Here is a 15,003-nt window from a genome sequence, read left to right on the forward strand (position 1 = left end):
AGTTAGGAAGGAGATCATGACACAGGATAAGGAAAAAAAAGTCAGGTTACAATTTCTCACAGAAGCCCAAGATTACTTGAACACCCTTGAATCAGGGTTATTGGGGTTAGGGACTCATGGCATTAACCGTCAAGAAATTGACCACCTATTAAGGGCTGCCCATTCCATTAAAGGCGGAGCAGCTATGATGGGTTTCCAAACCCTTTCAAACATCGCTCATCGTTTAGAAGATTTCTTCAAAGTTCTCAAAGCCGGGAAAAATGACAACCTCGATGAACAGCTAGAAGGGCTATTTTTGAGTAGTGTGGATCGTCTACGACAAATTGCTCAATGGAACCGTCAAGACATTGATATCGAAACCACTTGGTTAGAAAAAGAGGTTAATCCTCTCATCGATGCCCTCTACCAACGTCTGGGTGATCCTCAAGCCGAAGATGCGGTTAACCTTCTCTCAGAAGAAGCCGAGGAAGACATGGTGGTAATCATGTTTGAATCGGAAGTCGAAAGCTGTTTACGACGGTTAGAGTCGGTGTTTGCTGATCCCCAGCAGCCTTGTTTACGAGAAGAATTTTTGATTGCAGCACAAGAATTAGAAGGGTTGGGGCAAATGTTAGAATTGCCTCCCTTTTCAGCCCTGTGTCAGTCTATTGTTGAGGGCATCGAAACCTATCCCCAGGATATGCCAACGATCGCTAATTTAGCCCTACAAGCATGGCGAAGATCCCATGCTATGGTTATGGTTGGACAACGGACGATGATACCGACAGAAATTGATTTATCGAGTTTGAGGGTCGCAGAGTTATCAGAAACGTGGGAAGATGAATTCCATGAGTTAGATGATTCGCCTTTATCTTTTGGGATTCCTTCTAATACAGATTCCTCATCCTCATTGACCGAAGGATTAATTCTGTTTAGTGATATGTCCCTAGAGGTAGGCGCAGCCTCGGAGTTAGAAGAACAAGGGGAAACCCCTGAGATTATTATGACTCCAGAGACCTTAAAATCATATCTCACCACTCAAGACTTTACCCAAGAAGCTCAAGACTTTTTAGCGAACTTAAATGATGTAACGCCTCAAACGCCAGAGGATTTGATTATTACCTCTTCTTCTACCGATACAGGAGAGGACAATCAACCCGATACCATTCGCGTTCCTGTAGAACAATTAGAAATCCTTAGCGATCGCTTTGGAGAACTGACCATTGAACGAAACGGCTTAAATTTACAAGTTAAACGCCTTCGTCATCTCATTGAATTATTAAGTGATCGTGTTCAAACCCTAGAACAATCGAATCAACGGTTACGCAATAATTATGATCAGATAACACCTCGAATTCAAAGTAAGGAGTCAGTTTACACTGCACTAAGGGGTAATGGACTGAGAAAAAACTTTACATCAAATTTAGTCGAAGGGAAACAAGGAGAAATTAATGCACTCCTAGAAACGTTTGATTCATTAGAAATGGATCGTTATAGCGATGCTCATCTTGTTTCCCAAGAGATCATGGATACTGTAGTACAACTCCAAGAAGTTACCAACGATCTACAACTGAATTTAGAAGAAACCGAAAGTTCTTCACGGGCTTTTTCTCGAACCTCTCAATTAATGCAGAATACCATCACTCAACTGCGAATGCGTCCTATTTCTGATGTAGTGGGGCGATTTCGTAGGGGGTTACGAGCAATGGAAGTCCAATATGGCAAACAGGTCAATTTTAAGATTAAAGGGGGTGCAACGTTACTTGATCGTACAGTATTAGAAGCCCTCAATGATCCTTTATTACATCTATTACGCAACGCCTTTGATCACGGGATTGAATCCCCAGAAATCCGTCAAACTATGGGGAAACCCCCTACGGGAACTATTTCTATTACAGCAGGATATCGCGGTAATAAAACCATAATCACCCTGCAAGATGATGGCGCAGGCATTGATATAGAAAAAATTCGTCTCAAAGCTTTAGAAATGGGATTACAAGAAGCGGATCTTCAACAGGCCAGCGATCAAGACTTATTAGACTTGATTTTTGAACCTGGGTTTAGTACCGCAGCCAAAGTAACGGACTTATCCGGCCGTGGGGTAGGAATGGATGTGGTTCGCACCAATTTGCGTCAAATTCAAGGGGATATTCATGTTAATACCCAACCTAATAAAGGGACAACCTTTACCATTACGGTTCCTTTTACTCTTTCAGTGGTACGAGTATTGTTAGTAGAAAGTGCCGGAATGTTATTAGCGTTTCCCCATACTGTCATTGAAGAAATCGTTCCTCTTCATCCAGAAATGTTTGTCACTGGTGGGGGTCAAGAAATGATTCACTGGGATGGATCTTTGGTTCCTCTGATTCGTTTAAAACAGTGGTTTGATTTTCCGCGATCGCCTCAAATGATTTCTACTGATGTCACTCCTATCATTAATCAGCCAACAGTTTTAATGATTTCTCATGGTAATCATTATGTAGCTATTGAGATTGATCGTTACTGGGGAGAACAAGAAGTGGCGATTCGCCAAGTTGAAGGGAACTTCGGACTGCCTAAAGGGTTTGGGGGTTGCACTATTTTAGGAGATGGCAGAGTGGTTCCTCTGGTGGATGTGATGGCATTATTGCAATGGCTTAATGATGATCCTACTCAATCTTCTTTTACTCCGAAATTGTCCCTAACCATGAATGATTTGGACGCACAATTTATAGACCATCAGGCTAAAACTATCATGATTGTAGAAGACTCAATTAATGTGCGTCGCTTCTTAGCATTAACTCTAGAAAAAGCGGGTTATCGTGTCGAACAAGCTAAAGATGGTCAAGATGCTTTAGAAAAGTTACAAGATGGTTTAGCAGCGACTGTTAAATTAGTTATTAGTGATATTGAAATGCCCCGTCTTGATGGTTATGGTTTACTTTCTCATCTCAAATCTAATCTTACTTTTCAACAATTACCTGTGATTATGTTAACCTCTCGCAGTGGAGATAAACATCGTCAGTTAGCCATGAATTTAGGAGCTTCTGCTTATTTTTCTAAGCCATTTAAAGAGACTAATTTATTAACTACTATTCAACAGTTAATTAAACCTTAATTAATTTTGATTATTATCGATTATGACTATTTATTCTCATCGTCCTTCCCGTCGTTCCCCAGGAAAAACAACGCAAAACACACAACAAATTATTACTTTTCTCTTAGGGGAAGAATGGTTCGCGTTAGCCATTGATGCCATTCAAAAAGTTCTACAATTAGGTAAAGTGTATGGTGATCCTCAAAGAAAAGGTGTCAGTTTAACTCATTATCAAGGTCAAGAATTATTGGTTATTGATGTGGCTCGTCGTATTTTCGGCACAGAAACGCTTTCCTCCCATCAAAATACAGATCAAACTCGTTTTTTACTAATTATTCACAATAACAATAATGAGATAGTTGGATTACCTATTGATTCATCTCCCTCTATTCTTAGGGTTTCTGAATCAGCTTTTATTCCTCTACCAGATACTTATTTAACTCAGGGTAATATTCATTGTATTAGCTCTACTATTATTCAAGTTAATGAGCAACAATCTTTCTTTTTATTAGATGTTAATCAGTTAATGTCTGTCAACAGTAAGCAGTTATCATTGATTGATTAAATCTGTTAAAGTCGTTAGCATCAAACTCAAACTACTTTTATTGTGTAAACTGGGGTGCTAGGATTCGAACCTAGGGAATGGCGAGACCAAAACCCGCTGCCTTACCGCTTGGCTACACCCCAATATTTTTTATTGCCTCTGTAATTATAACAATAGGCATTGGTGGTTTGTCAAGTATTTTTTTATTAATTTTTTACCAATAGTCTCTGAAACTGGTATGTTGAGTGCTTTTCAATTAAATAGTCAAGAAAAGAATGGTATTCTAGCGGAAGATTCTCTCGATAGTCAGATTCCGTTAAGAGTTCAATAATTAAAGCAGAATGAATGTTATCTATATTAATTTCCTTAGAAGCAAAAGGAATATTATCTAACTCATGAAAAAGCTCTTTCAATTCATATAAAATGGGATTAATACTAATTTTCATATTATTGATGGCTTCTTGAAAAGTAGTATTTTTGTTATCCAACTCAGCTTCAAGTTTTTTCTGTTCTGATTTTAGGTTATCTTCATTGCCAGAAATTTCGGAAGCAATCTTCCAATACTTAATCCCTTTAGCAAGTCCATCAATCCCTGTAAAAATTGCTAAACTAAAAAATATAAAAGAAAGGATTAGCAACAAGAAACATAGTTAGTAATCCTACACCTATATATAATTAGCTACATTTTGGATAGTCAGGAAACAGGAGACTTCAAAGCGGTGCAGCCGCACTCGCTCCCGCGAGACCGCCAAGCGTCCTCCTAAAAATAATCGCAAAATTCAAGATTTAGAGAGATTCAAACAGTTTGTCAGACAACATAAAGATAAAACACAGCAACAAATAGCCGAGAAATGGGGAGAGAATGTCACACAGCAAAACGTGAGTGATGGAATTAAAAAGTTAGGTATAACTAGAAAAAAAACTTAAGGAAAAATATTTGCTCCATTAACTTTTGAGGGGTCGTGTAATCGAGATTTATTTGAAACATGGCTGGAAAAAAGTTTGATTCCTCAACTTCAACCAGGGAATATAATTATTATTGATAACCCTGCTTCAACTCGCTGAAAACCTATCTCCATTGTTTGTTAAAGATGACCTAAAGATTTTTGAATTTGATGGAGTTTAAACCCTGACTTTTACTTCTTCCCCACATTTTATACTAGATCCGTTTTAGATAGTATAGTATTAAGTCTTGAAGCAGGGAGCAGGGAGCAGGGAGCAGGGAGCAGGGAGTAGGGAGTGGGGAGAAAAAACGTTACTCTACTAAAATAAGCGGATTTGGTATGAGTAGAAGAATGAATATAATCCCAGGGTATTTTAATCCCTGGAGAACTCAAATCAAACCTTATCGCATTTGTTTTTCTTTCTTACTTGGAGAAACTTGATAAGATTTTTCTAACAACATTAGTTGCTTAGCTTTTTGGTTAAAAGCTTGACTATCTAACCAGTTCAAGATCAAAGCATCGGTAGAAAATAAACCGGCACCATTAACTAAAAAGAAGAGAAAACAAGCTGCATAAATAGCAGATAGTTCGAGATAAGGAATACTAAATCCTGCTACTAAAACATGATGGTACATAGCAACGATCATCGTTGAAAGTAACCCTAATGCAGCAGGACGAGTAAATAAACCAATGGCAACTAAAGGCGCACCGATTAATTCAGTAAAAGCAGCCACATAGCTAAAGAAAATGGGGAAAGGCAATCCAATATAAGACACATAAGCTTCTGCAAAACTTTCGATATTGCCTAATTTATCGAGTCCATTATGGATCATCATTAAACCGACAACCACCCGAAAAATTGCCCAAGCAGTTTGGGACGCAATGCTAGGGTTAACATTGGGTTTGAAGAGTAAACTAAGTATTGATGTATTCATGATGACAAGACGTGAAAAGATTGAAAAAATTAAGGATTTTACAAAAATTCATTGAGTTTTGTAGATCAATGTTTAGAAATAATCCAGTCGCGTTATGACCCTAATCCCTTAAACGTCCTTGTTTAGGGAACTAAAGCGATAAGGCTCTAGACAATGCTGATGAGTATAGCATTAACATTTCTTAATATCTTAACAAGTTTCTTAAATATTTCAACGTCAGTGGTCAGTAAACAGTTACCAGTGAACAGTTGTCCGCAGACGGTAGGGGCTTAATATTATTAAGTCTCTGTAAGACTCAAGAGGTTGGGTTACTTTTTGAATTGTCCTAAGCTATTATTTTGAAGCCATTTACCGAGTTGATATTGTTGATAGAAATAATCAGAAGACTTTGGAGGTTCAGCCGTAGAATTTTTAGTTGACTCAGCAAAATGATATTTGATCAGATCCTCAAACATTTTTAAAGGTAATAAAACAGCTTCGGTAATCAATCCATCTTCAAATTCAAGTTCTTCAAATTTAAAAGTATAACCCACCCACCAAATTGTAGGTAATCTATTATTAATCATTATTTCACAATTTTTGATTACACAATTATGGATGGGATCTGGATTTTTTCTATTATGAATAATATACCAATATAAATTATGTCGAACATAATATTTATTATTTTCATCTTTACAGATTTCTACTTCAACCTCTTCTATATGTACTAACCAGCGTGTCATCTTTTTAGGTAAAGAAGGTGTCATTAATTCTTGAGATTGGTTTTGTAATTCTTGTTGGTTGTTTGTATTCATGGTGTTTTCTAATAAAGGTAATTTATTTTTTAATTTTTCTTCTATGACTAAATTAGATAAAGTCAGAATTTTTAGGTCTGTTAGCATCAAAACGTTAACGTCTAGAATAGTCTCTTTTTGAAGATAATGACTTCGTTCATCTCTATGAGTTTCTAAATAATTAATAACTTCTAACCCCCCATAAAACTCAAACTGATATCCAGGCATTTTATAAATAGGAGTATCTATCCAAACAACTGTACGATTAGAATGTCGATACAGTCCAGACCAAGTGTTTCTAATTAAACCTCCGTGTTTTTTAGTTGCTGAATTTTGCAATATGTCATAGTCATTCGTAATTGTATATCCTTCGCTTGTCCTACATACCAAACACAATCATCTTTATCTGCAACGATATAGATACCCGAATAGGAGGGAAGACAATCTTTTAACTTGAAGGATGTATGCTGCCATTTTTTCCATTCCATAGAACTAAATCAATGTATCTCATTTGGTACTTTTAAGTAATATGCCCTAATCCTTTAAATAAGTTTTAAACTGCAAATTAAAATCACTAAAATGACATGATTTGGCTCAAATCTGGGTATCCTGTTCATAATCCTATATTGTTGACTCAGAGAAAAGAGAACTTGTGATCTGAGTGAACCCGCTTTTTATTTTTATTTTATTAATTCAACAAAGATGAAGAAAATTATTAGAGTAAACCTTATGTTTTAAGGTTGATATTATCATGCTTTTTTTCAAGATTTTAGTTTCTCTTTATTTATCGAAAGTACCCATTAGTAGTCAAAAAGCAAAAAATTCTGCTCAAGGATTTACTTTACTAGAATTATTAATTTCAGGAATAATTGTTGGAATTTTATCTACTATTGCTACACCTGCTTATATTGCCACTATTGACAAATTTCATTATGGAGAAGCTAAACTTCATATGGGTTGTATTAAACGAGAATTAGAAGCCTTTAGATTGGAAAAAGGCAATTTTCCAGAAGATGTAAGTTCTGATCAAGTACCAGTGGGCATTGAATGTTTTATCAGAAGTAATACCACCTTAACCCCCTATAATTCCAGGTATGATTATGAAAATTGGTCATCTAGTGGAGGTTGTGTGGTGAAAATTAGCTTTTTTGGCAAAGACAAAATAAGACAGTCCCCAGTTAACGGTAGTTTACATCATCAACCAGGTTTTTATAACGACAGAGAGAGAGATAGAAATAGTGATGACTTAATTTTGAGTTTAGGATGGCAACCCCGTGAAGTCTGCAACCACTGAGATAAGAGTAATATCGTTAAAATTGAAAATTAAGGTAATAATATAAGTAAAAGATACTAGGAATAAAGACTAGAATGATTCGCAGGATTTTAAGTTTACTGATTATCTTAGTTATATGGGTAGGGGTCACTCCCATAGGATTAGCACAAACTCAAGAGAATCCTACTATAACAGAAGAACAGCTACAAAAAGGAGAAGCGACCGCTAAAAAGGCTATAGAAGCCACAGAAAATGGAGATTTTGTTCAAGCCGAAGCCTACTGGACCGAGTTAGTTGAAGCGTTTCCCAGTAATCCGGCAGTGTGGAGTAATCGAGGTAATGCCCGTGTGAGTCAAAATAAACTAGAAGCAGCGATCGCAGATTTCAATGAAGCTATTGAACTCGCCCCAGATGCTCCTGATCCTTATCTGAATCGAGGAACAGCGTTAGAAGGTCAAGGAAAGTATGAAGCAGCGATCGCAGATTACAACAGAGTCTTAGAGCTTAACCCTAATGATGCTATGGCTTATAATAATCGTGGTAATGCCGAAAGTGGTCAGGGTGACTGGGAAAAAGCCTTAACCGATTATCAAAAAGCTGTAGAAATTGCCCCTAATTTTGCTTTTGCTCGTGCTAATGCAGCCCTAGTTTCCTATCAAATAGGTAAAAAGGGAGAAGCCATTACAGAAATGCGTAATTTAGTGCGTAAATATCCTATGTTTCCCGATATGAGGGCAGCGTTAACTGCTGTTTTATGGAATATGGGACAACAGGGGGAAGCGGAAAGTCATTGGGTTGCTGCAGTTGGTATGGATAACCGATATCAAGACCTTGACTGGGTTAAAAATATTCGTCGTTGGCCACCGCAAATGGTTGCAGCTTTAGATAAGTTTCTTAACCTCAAATAAAATAAGACAGGAGTTCAATTTTTGAACTCCTGACCAATGCAAATAACTGATTAATGGAAATTCTGACCACTGAGTTTATTATGCAGCTTCTAAACGATAATCAGGTTCAACCCAACAACGGGGAAGTGGTTCACCAGAGGGAAATGTTAATTCTGATTTTGTAAAAGGTTCCGGATCTTGCATTTCTTCTCCGTTATGATATCTTCCCGTAATTTTACTTTCGCAAGGGTCGTAAAGATGGTCAAAATTAAGGACTTCAACCACATCTCCACTAGGTTTATGTTGTAAAAACATAGATTATACCCTCCATATATTTGTTTGTCTTAATTCTGGTATAACATAAATTACATTAGATCCGTATACACTATAGGAATACATTACAAAAAGCTGTTACAAAATACAAAACTTTTTTGACCTGTTAGAAATTAAAACATCATGAGTTTAGATCGTTCTGTTTTTCGTATTTCCCCTTTAATTCGTATTACTTTACTTAGTCTATACATTGCCTTAACTGTTCCTTTGCCCTTTCTAGCGGAAGTAACCAATGCGCCTATTCCTTCTGGATTATTATGGATAGGAATGTTTTTAGGTTTATTAGTTTTAATTGGGGCATTAAGTGAACGAGTTATTATCAATGAAAGTCAGATTAAAGTTGTTTATCCTGTGTGGTTTCCTTCTTTTTTTCGCAAAGGATGGTCATTAAATTGGTCAGATATTAAGGATTTAAAATTACGAACGACAGGACAAGGAGGTTTAGTTTATTATTTTATTAGTGAAAATTCTGAACAAGCTTATTTACTGCCGATGCGTATTGCTGGATTTTCCTATTTAGTTCAGATTGTTACTGAAAAAACAGGGATTGATACCACGGATATTCGTCCCCTATCTCAACCTTGGATGTATTTAATTTTATTGGTTTGTACAGTTTTTTTATTATTAATAGATAGTTGGACAATTTGGACAGCAATGACTGTTTAGTTATTTTAATAGAAAGTTGGATATTTTTATTGATTTTATCCAACTAATCAGCTTTTTTGTATGAAAAAAACTAATTTTACTTTTCAACTTTTATCCCTTTCCAAAAAGCAACATAGTTTTTGATATTTTGTGCTTTTTCTTTAGGTGTAGGATAATACCAGGCTGCATCTTTGTTTTCCTCGCCATTGACTTCGATGGTATAGTAACTTGCTTCTCCTTTCCAAAAACAATTTGTATGAGTATCACTTTCTTTAAAATACTCTTTTTTAATTGAATCATGAGGAAAATAATAATTTCCTTCTACAATTTCACATTGATCACTTTCCGCTAAGATCACATTATTCCAAGTTGCTTTTGTCATATTTTACTCTTCAATTGTTTCATTGTTTATCATAGAGGAAATTAGTTTTGTTGACAAGATTAAAAAATAAAATATTAACCTTACTGAAAAAGATTTCCCATGCTTTTGTTATCTGTAACAGTATCAGTTTATTTTTACTAATTTTGATAATCTTCTATGCTCAAAAATTTGAGCCATCAGTAGAAGGTTTATTTATTCCTCCTCCTACTCCCCCCTATCCCACAGCAGCGTTTTTAACTCATACCTTTGAAATATTATGCTCTATTTCTCCAGTAATTTGTGGGTTTACTTTTGTCATTCTTAGACGTATTAACCCTAATAATAGTAATAATTTTTTCTTATTAGGTTCTACTATTTTAACGGCTGGATTTTTGTTAAATGAAATTTATCGTATTCATATTATTTTACAATATTTCGATATTCCTAAACTAACAACTATTAAGACTTACGGTTTCATTTTATTATTATATCTATTGTTGTTTTGGAAAAATTTAAAATTAACTCCTTATGGGATTATAATAACTTCCTTTTTGTTAATTATCATAGCGGTTTTAATAGACACTTTCTATGAACAGTTTTCCATCAAATCTTTATTAATTGAAGGGATACCTAAGCTTTTAGGCATGATTAATTTTACCCTTTACTTTTGTCTTGTTTGCTATCAAGAAATAATTAAAGAATTTAGCAAGAAATAATTAGTAATAACTAATTATCAATCAAGAAAATTTTTAACTTTTTGCTTCTGACTTTTGAGAATTATCAAGGGTATTTATAGAAGACTCAGACGAAGAATTATCAACGGGATCAGCTAAGGGTACTTCTTCGACTTCTGGTAACCGTTCAGCGGTCAATTCTTTAGACGTTTGACTACCTCCTGAAAGACGCTTGAGTAATTTTGGACGAGGATCATGAAATAGATAAGTTACCTCATCCCCTTCTTGCCAATTTTGACTGGCTTGAACTACTTGTAAACTACCCTTTCGCTTGATCAGAAGGGGTAAAACTTCCCCTTCTCGAATTAAGGCTTGAAAGTGAGCTTGTTTAAAAGAAAGTCCTGGTTCTTGAAAATCTGTAATCCCTAACTTAAATTGACCTTCAGTTAAATATTGATTCCACATTTTAATTAACTGTTGATCCACAAAGGCAGGACTAATATGAGTTTTACTGCCTTTATTAGAGTTGTTGTCTTGAGGCGCATTACTGGGGAAGATAGCAAAGACTCTAGGGGGTTTAAATTCTTCTGTGGCCCGTTGGGCTAAGACTAAATTAACTTGACCATTGCTAGTCAAAGCCATAAATGTCCCCATCGACTCAATGCCGGCTTCTTCTAAGACATCGGGATCAAGCGCACTACTTTGAAACACGGATAAGCCTTCGGCTTCGGCTTGCTGACAGGCTTCTGGATCTGTATCAATTAATACCACTGATTCCCCACGCTGCTCAAATAATCGTCCCATGAGTCGGCCTAAGGCATTACAGCCCACAATAACAGCCCCTGTCGCTTCGACTGCTGTTATTTTTAATCCTTTAGCTACCCAACGGGCCGATAAACCTTGAACAAATACCGTCATCATAATTGTTAAGAAGACCAAGGCTTTGATAGAATCACCACCATTAATCCCTTTTTCAGTCAGTAAAATGGCAAATAAAGAAGCAACAGAAGCTGAAACAATTCCTCTTGGGGCAATCCATCCTAAAAAGAACTTTTGTCGCCAATTGAGGTCACTATTGATGGTACAAAAAGCAATACTAATGGGTCGTACTACCCACATTAAAGCTAGAACTGTTAAAACGCTACCCCATCCCAGAGCAAAAATACTGTCAATGGAGAGATCCGCAGCTAAGAGGATAAATAAGACTGACACACATAAAACCGTAAGTTGTCCCTTAAACCGCCTTAATAGTCGTTCATCGGGAATGGATGAAGCCCTTAACACAATACCGGCAACCACGGTGGCCATTAATCCAGATTCACTACGACTAAGTTGGGCTAAGCCAAATAACCCCCAAACCCCGGCTAATACCACTAAGTTTCTTAAATCCTCTGAAAGAAACGGGGTATTTTTGAGAATAAAACCTAGTAGTCCCCCACTAATGCCCCCAATGATCGCACCGATGGCAAATCTGAGTAGTAAACCGCTAAAAATCTCCACAGGGGTCGCACTACTGTTTAAAATGGTATCGAGAACCACCACCGCTAAAATAGCCCCCACAGGGTCAATGAGAACCCCTTCGCTTTCGAGGAGGGTAGCCAGTTTACGATCAACTTCCACTTGTTTGAGAAGAGGACTAATAACGGTTGGTCCTGTAACAACTACTAAGGCTGCGTAGAGAAAAGCAATAGACCAAGGAAATTCTGCTAACCAATGGGCTGCCATGCCCCCTCCCACTAGGGTAATTAAGGTCCCAAAGGTGACTAAGTTACGGAGACTGCCTGAAACTCGTCCTAAGTCCCGTAATTCTAGATTTAATCCCCCTTCAAAGAGAATAATGGCTACAGAAAGGGCGACTAATACTTCTAAGCCCACTCCTAGTTCATGGGGATGAAGAAAATTGAGGCCATCGGCTCCGAGTATAATACCAAACAGAAGCAGAAAGACAATGCTAGGAACCTTAAAAAATTCGGCAATGACTTGCGCGCTAATGCCTGCAAGGACAGCCAAGACGATTTGCAGGGTGAGTTCAAAGGATGCTTCCATAGGCTTATTGATGGCAAATAACTTTCATAGGATGTGTTAACCAATAACCTCCACAATGAGTTAGTCGAAAATTTGGGTTAGTAGTGGTGGATAGATACAAGGTTATTAAAAATATAGTCTCCCTATGGTAAACATTTTAGTAAAATAGAGAACCCATAGGATAAGTGTACCTATGGGTTAATGCTGATCATAATAATAATTTATTTTATGTTAATTCATCAACTCATAGATTATTGATTATATCTTTCAGTTATCTTATGCTCAGCGCATTCTTGTTCTTTTGATACGGCTTTCTTTGACAGTGTTTCTTGTCATCAAGGTTGTAAGGTACGATATAAGCTTGACCCCTACAATTATTGTTAATTTCAATCTGTCTTAACATAGAATAAAACGAGACCATATTAACTGATTCGATTTAGTCTTTCTGCTTTGGTTTTTCCTTATTCCAACCAATCAAAAATCTTTTCTAATTGAGTCATGTTAATTAAACCATATTTCCATAGTTGCATTGGCACTTGACAGGGAATGGCCTGAGTATCTCGTAAGGCCAAATTGACTTGATCAGCAGGGATATCTAATTCATCTTGTAAAAAAACAATTAACTTTTCTAACATCATTTAACTTTTCCTTATTTCATCATTAACAGGCACTCGAATCATCACGGACTCACTTTTGTTCTGGGATTGATTACTTATAGCGGTCATGACGATGACAGCAACAGTAAGAAGTTCGATGATAATATTACTCATATTTTTGAGCCTCTCGTAAAGTTATGTAAACTATTCTAATCATTTTGTAAAGAAATTGCAAGGAACCTTGCCAGACTCCTTGCGGTATGTTAAGGATTTTTTAATATTTTAGGCAGCCAATAGTTCGGGTTCTACCGGTTGAGATCGCAATAACCGTTCAATAATGGCCTGGGGTTGACGGCCATTAGCGACGATGAGACGATGAGCTAACACATGAGGGGCGACATATTTAACGTCATCCGGGGTTGCATAGTCTCGTTCTTGCAGAAATGCCATTGCTTGGGTGGCCCGTTGTAAAGCGACGGTACCGCGAGGACTTACCCCTAAGCTAATGTCATCATCGGTACGGGTTGCTCGTACAATAGTGAGCATATATTGCTGTAAAGATGGGGTTACTTTTACCAAGCTAGTTAACCGTTGTAACTCTCGTACATCTTCTAAGGAGATACAAGCCTCTAGTTCATCAACCTGAACCCGTTGCAGTTGTTTTTGCAACATTTGCAATTCTTCGGCTTCACTAGGATAACCCATACTTAAAGAAATAGTAAAGCGATCCATTTGTGCTTCTGGTAGGGGGAAAGTTCCCTGGTATTCTACGGGGTTTTGGGTAGCGATAACAAAGAAGGGTTTAGGAACTTGACGCGCTTCTCCATCAACAGTTACCTGTTTCTCTTCCATCACTTCTAAGAGTGCAGACTGGGTTCTAGGGGTAGCGCGGTTAATTTCGTCGGCCAATAAGACGTTTGCGAATACAGGGCCAGGTAAAAATTCAAATTCTCGACTATCGGGGTTCCAGATGTTGGTTCCGGTGACATCAGTGGGGAGTAAGTCGGGGGTACATTGAACCCGTTGAAAGCGTCCGTTAATAGAACGAGCTAATGATTTAGCTAAGAGGGTTTTACCCACACCGGGAACGTCTTCTAGTAATGCGTGTCCCCCACTCAATAAAGCCACCATAACGAGACGAATGGGCTTTTCTTTACCAACAATTGTACGACTTAAATTATCTGTGAGGGCAACAATTTTATCTCTCATAGGAAGTATTGGGGATAACTGAGTTTATGATCCATGCTTAAGTTGCCCATTTTTGTTGTAATACTTTACATTAACCTCTATTTTGAATTTAACAATGCTCATCCTCATTAGTTGTTATAGCTTCAATTAATTCTAGTAATACCAATTTCCGAAACTTAGGCTACACTTGTAGAAATAATTGATTTCAGGCAATCGCAGACAATGTCAGGTAGAGTAAAAATTGAGATAAGTGAATCAGCAGAGTTCCTCAAAATACTTTTAAAAAAGGCGAAAGATCCACAAGAAAAAGAGAGGATTCAAACTCTTTACTGGCTAAAAACTAAAACGGTTACAACGGTTAAGCAAATTGCTATAATGTTGGGGCGTAATCGTGTGACAGTCCAAAAATGGTTACGTAAATATCGTACTGGAGGACTGGATCATCTCCTAGAACCAAAAACAAATTTAGGAGGAAGACCAAGGTCAATTCCTGGATCGATAATCGAGAAATTAAAAGAAGAATTAGAAAAACCAGAAGGATTTCACAGTTATGGCGAAATTCAACAGTGGTTAGCCACTTGTTTTGATATTAATGTGCCTTATAGGACAGTCCACGGATTAGTAAGATATAAATGAAAGAGTAAGTTAAAAGTTCCACGCCCTCAGCATATCAAACAAAATTCTGAACTTAGAGACAACTTTAAAAAAGCGCACCGCCCGCGCTGAGGTTTCCTCAGCGTATAGGACGGAGCAAGAAAACTGTCAGA

General features: G+C 37.1%; 16 protein-coding genes and 1 tRNA gene. 7 read left to right on the plus strand and 10 right to left on the minus strand.

The window, feature by feature from the left end; translation table 11 throughout:
* Positions 1-16: 16 nt before the first annotated feature.
* Entirely contained in the window at positions 17-3,076 is a 3,060-nt protein-coding gene (locus CY0110_RS05775) for a hybrid sensor histidine kinase/response regulator (RefSeq protein WP_008274383.1), read from the plus strand.
* A 22-nt stretch (positions 3,077-3,098) separates the two neighbouring features.
* On the plus strand, positions 3,099-3,620 hold the full coding sequence (locus tag CY0110_RS05780) for a chemotaxis protein CheW (RefSeq protein ID WP_008274384.1): 522 nt from the start codon (positions 3,099-3,101) through the stop codon (positions 3,618-3,620).
* Between the two features lie 49 nt (positions 3,621-3,669).
* On the opposite strand, the gene CY0110_RS05785 is transcribed toward CY0110_RS05780, so the two are convergent.
* The 4 genes from CY0110_RS05785 to CY0110_RS05800 all read right to left on the minus strand — a co-directional run bounded on the left by CY0110_RS05785 (position 3,670) and on the right by CY0110_RS05800 (position 6,593).
* Positions 3,670-3,742 (minus strand) — tRNA-Gln (locus CY0110_RS05785).
* A gap of 63 nt (positions 3,743-3,805) precedes the next feature.
* Positions 3,806-4,240 carry a hypothetical protein gene (locus tag CY0110_RS05790; protein WP_232285689.1) on the minus strand — a complete coding sequence of 145 codons (435 nt, stop codon included), beginning with the start codon at positions 4,238-4,240 and terminating at the stop codon, positions 3,806-3,808.
* A gap of 704 nt (positions 4,241-4,944) precedes the next feature.
* Complete coding sequence (locus tag CY0110_RS05795) at positions 4,945-5,478, minus strand: DoxX family protein (protein WP_008274387.1); 534 nt, start codon at positions 5,476-5,478, stop codon at positions 4,945-4,947.
* Between the two features lie 308 nt (positions 5,479-5,786).
* Complete coding sequence (locus CY0110_RS05800) at positions 5,787-6,593, minus strand: hypothetical protein (protein WP_008274388.1); 807 nt, start codon at positions 6,591-6,593, stop codon at positions 5,787-5,789.
* Positions 6,594-7,005: 412 nt separating this feature from the next.
* On the opposite strand from CY0110_RS05800, the gene CY0110_RS05805 reads away from it, so the two are divergent.
* On the plus strand, positions 7,006-7,548 hold the full coding sequence (locus tag CY0110_RS05805; protein ID WP_008274389.1) for a type II secretion system protein: 543 nt from the start codon (positions 7,006-7,008) through the stop codon (positions 7,546-7,548).
* A gap of 74 nt (positions 7,549-7,622) precedes the next feature.
* Positions 7,623-8,435 carry a tetratricopeptide repeat protein gene (locus tag CY0110_RS05810; protein ID WP_008274390.1) on the plus strand — a complete coding sequence of 271 codons (813 nt, stop codon included), beginning with the start codon at positions 7,623-7,625 and terminating at the stop codon, positions 8,433-8,435.
* Between the two features lie 78 nt (positions 8,436-8,513).
* Here CY0110_RS05810 and CY0110_RS05815 read toward each other — a convergent pair whose 3' ends face one another.
* On the minus strand, positions 8,514-8,729 hold the full coding sequence (locus CY0110_RS05815; protein ID WP_008274391.1) for a hypothetical protein: 216 nt from the start codon (positions 8,727-8,729) through the stop codon (positions 8,514-8,516).
* 141 nt (positions 8,730-8,870) lie between these two features.
* Here CY0110_RS05815 and CY0110_RS05820 point away from each other — a divergent pair, with 141 nt between their 5' ends.
* Positions 8,871-9,413, plus strand: a complete 543-nt coding sequence (locus CY0110_RS05820) for a hypothetical protein (RefSeq protein ID WP_008274392.1) — start codon at positions 8,871-8,873, stop codon at positions 9,411-9,413.
* 76 nt (positions 9,414-9,489) lie between these two features.
* On the opposite strand, the gene CY0110_RS05825 is transcribed toward CY0110_RS05820, so the two are convergent.
* On the minus strand, positions 9,490-9,774 hold the full coding sequence (locus CY0110_RS05825) for a DUF427 domain-containing protein (RefSeq protein ID WP_008274393.1): 285 nt from the start codon (positions 9,772-9,774) through the stop codon (positions 9,490-9,492).
* A gap of 47 nt (positions 9,775-9,821) precedes the next feature.
* Here CY0110_RS05825 and CY0110_RS05830 point away from each other — a divergent pair, with 47 nt between their 5' ends.
* Positions 9,822-10,469: a hypothetical protein gene (locus CY0110_RS05830; RefSeq protein ID WP_157464540.1), complete on the plus strand. Its 648-nt coding sequence runs from the start codon at positions 9,822-9,824 to the stop codon at positions 10,467-10,469.
* Between the two features lie 33 nt (positions 10,470-10,502).
* On the opposite strand, the gene CY0110_RS05835 is transcribed toward CY0110_RS05830, so the two are convergent.
* The 4 genes from CY0110_RS05835 to CY0110_RS05840 all read right to left on the minus strand — a co-directional run bounded on the left by CY0110_RS05835 (position 10,503) and on the right by CY0110_RS05840 (position 14,257).
* The gene (locus CY0110_RS05835) at positions 10,503-12,473 is read right to left on the minus strand and encodes a cation:proton antiporter (RefSeq protein ID WP_008274395.1); all 1,971 of its coding nucleotides are present in this window, start codon (positions 12,471-12,473) and stop codon (positions 10,503-10,505) included.
* A 440-nt stretch (positions 12,474-12,913) separates the two neighbouring features.
* Positions 12,914-13,087 carry a DUF2949 domain-containing protein gene (locus tag CY0110_RS28420; RefSeq protein ID WP_071943785.1) on the minus strand — a complete coding sequence of 58 codons (174 nt, stop codon included), beginning with the start codon at positions 13,085-13,087 and terminating at the stop codon, positions 12,914-12,916.
* A gap of 3 nt (positions 13,088-13,090) precedes the next feature.
* Positions 13,091-13,222 (minus strand): hypothetical protein, encoded by a 132-nt coding sequence (locus tag CY0110_RS31335; protein ID WP_269719914.1) that lies wholly within the window; start codon positions 13,220-13,222, stop codon positions 13,091-13,093.
* A 108-nt stretch (positions 13,223-13,330) separates the two neighbouring features.
* Positions 13,331-14,257: an AAA family ATPase gene (locus CY0110_RS05840; RefSeq protein ID WP_008274397.1), complete on the minus strand. Its 927-nt coding sequence runs from the start codon at positions 14,255-14,257 to the stop codon at positions 13,331-13,333.
* Positions 14,258-14,458: 201 nt separating this feature from the next.
* On the opposite strand from CY0110_RS05840, the gene CY0110_RS05845 reads away from it, so the two are divergent.
* The gene (locus CY0110_RS05845) at positions 14,459-14,872 is read left to right on the plus strand and encodes a helix-turn-helix domain-containing protein (protein ID WP_008274398.1); all 414 of its coding nucleotides are present in this window, start codon (positions 14,459-14,461) and stop codon (positions 14,870-14,872) included.
* Positions 14,873-15,003: the final 131 nt, after the last annotated feature.

Origin of the sequence: Crocosphaera chwakensis CCY0110, assembly GCF_000169335.1 — a bacterium.
GTDB lineage: Bacteria > Cyanobacteriota > Cyanobacteriia > Cyanobacteriales > Microcystaceae > Crocosphaera > Crocosphaera chwakensis.

Coding starts and splice junctions, on each gene's coding strand:
- CY0110_RS05775 (WP_008274383.1), top strand. CDS start 17: ATGACACAGGATAAGGAAAAAAAAGTCAGGTTACAATTTCTCACAGAA.
- CY0110_RS05780 (WP_008274384.1), top strand. CDS start 3,099: ATGACTATTTATTCTCATCGTCCTTCCCGTCGTTCCCCAGGAAAAACA.
- CY0110_RS05795 (WP_008274387.1), bottom strand. CDS start 5,478: ATGAATACATCAATACTTAGTTTACTCTTCAAACCCAATGTTAACCCT.
- CY0110_RS05805 (WP_008274389.1), top strand. CDS start 7,006: ATGCTTTTTTTCAAGATTTTAGTTTCTCTTTATTTATCGAAAGTACCC.
- CY0110_RS05810 (WP_008274390.1), top strand. CDS start 7,623: ATGATTCGCAGGATTTTAAGTTTACTGATTATCTTAGTTATATGGGTA.
- CY0110_RS05815 (WP_008274391.1), bottom strand. CDS start 8,729: ATGTTTTTACAACATAAACCTAGTGGAGATGTGGTTGAAGTCCTTAAT.
- CY0110_RS05820 (WP_008274392.1), top strand. CDS start 8,871: ATGAGTTTAGATCGTTCTGTTTTTCGTATTTCCCCTTTAATTCGTATT.
- CY0110_RS05825 (WP_008274393.1), bottom strand. CDS start 9,774: ATGACAAAAGCAACTTGGAATAATGTGATCTTAGCGGAAAGTGATCAA.
- CY0110_RS05835 (WP_008274395.1), bottom strand. CDS start 12,473: ATGGAAGCATCCTTTGAACTCACCCTGCAAATCGTCTTGGCTGTCCTT.
- CY0110_RS28420 (WP_071943785.1), bottom strand. CDS start 13,087: ATGTTAGAAAAGTTAATTGTTTTTTTACAAGATGAATTAGATATCCCT.
- CY0110_RS31335 (WP_269719914.1), bottom strand. CDS start 13,222: ATGAGTAATATTATCATCGAACTTCTTACTGTTGCTGTCATCGTCATG.
- CY0110_RS05840 (WP_008274397.1), bottom strand. CDS start 14,257: ATGAGAGATAAAATTGTTGCCCTCACAGATAATTTAAGTCGTACAATT.
- CY0110_RS05845 (WP_008274398.1), top strand. CDS start 14,459: ATGTCAGGTAGAGTAAAAATTGAGATAAGTGAATCAGCAGAGTTCCTC.